The sequence below is a fragment of the Kitasatospora sp. NPDC018058 genome, from assembly GCF_044327205.1.
Classification (GTDB): Bacteria; Actinomycetota; Actinomycetes; order Streptomycetales; family Streptomycetaceae; genus Kitasatospora.
In genome coordinates this window covers 1-1,041 of record NZ_JBIRFA010000160.1, presented here as the reverse complement: position 1 = coordinate 1,041, position 1,041 = coordinate 1, and the positions used below count along the sequence as shown (strand labels likewise).

Below are 1,041 nucleotides of genomic sequence, written 5' to 3'. Positions count from 1 at the left end.
GCATGCGACCGAAGCACAAGCCTGAGCAGATCACCGACCTGTCACGGTTGAGGGCGTTCATGAACCCGCTGCGGATGCAGCTGTACCGGCTGCTGTACGCCGCGGGCACCGCGACCGCCTCGCAGCTCGCCGAGCATGTCGACGAGACGCCCTCGCTGGTCAGCTACCACCTGCGCAAGCTCGCCGAGCACGGCTTCGTGACGCAGGCGAGCGACCAGGGCACCGACGGCCGCGAGCGGTGGTGGAAGGTCGCGTCCGAAGAGGGCTGGGGCTTCCGCGACTCGGACTTCGCGGACACGCCCGAGGGCGCCGCCGCGGTCGGCACGGTGACCCGCGGCATGTTCGACACCCACGTCGCCCAGTACCGCACGTACCTCGACCAGAAGTCCGCCTGGGGGAAGGAGTGGACCGACGCATCCTTCACCTCCGAGTGGCTGATCGACCTCACCCCGGTCGAACTCGCCGAGATGAGCGACGAGCTTCAGGCGCTCGCCCGACGCTGGCGGGAGCGCAGCAAGGCCGCCAAGGCGGCCGGCGACACCGAGGACCGCGAGCACGTGTCCGTGCACCTCTACGGCTTTCCCTTCCGGCCCTGACCGAGCGGAATTCTTCCGACGCACTGGAGCTCACCATGGCTGCCCCGCAAACAGTCCTGCCCGAACACGCCACCACACCGGCCCACCGCGACGGCAACGTGCTGCGCTGGCTCACCGCCTACACCGTTTCCCTCATCGGCGACAGCGTGTACTTCGTCGCCCTGGGCTGGTCCGCCCAGAAGGCCTCCGGTCCCACCGAAGTCGGCCTCGTCATGGCCTCCGGGGCGCTACCGCGAGCGTTACTCATGCTCGGCGGGGGTGTGGTGGCCGACCGGTTCGACCCCCGTCGGGTGATCCTCGGCAGTGACGCGCTGCGCTGTCTCCTCATCCTGGCGGTGGCAGCCGGCATCGCACTGACGGCGCCGGCCCTGTGGATCCTGGTCGCGGTGGCGCTCGTCTTCGGTGCCGTGGACGCGCTGTTCGTACCCGCTGTCGGCGCCCTCCC

The 1,041-nt window shown here is 69.8% G+C and carries 2 protein-coding genes; both read left to right on the top strand.

Annotated features, from left to right (window positions below):
• Positions 1 to 2 precede the first annotated feature (2 nt).
• On the top strand, positions 3 to 596 hold the full coding sequence (locus ACH4E7_RS45725) for an ArsR/SmtB family transcription factor (RefSeq protein WP_396255145.1): 594 nt from the start codon (positions 3 to 5) through the stop codon (positions 594 to 596).
• A 35-nt stretch (positions 597 to 631) separates the two neighbouring features.
• Positions 632 to 1,041, top strand: a 410-nt coding sequence (locus ACH4E7_RS45720) for an MFS transporter (RefSeq protein ID WP_396255144.1), incomplete at its 3' end; no start/stop codon positions are given.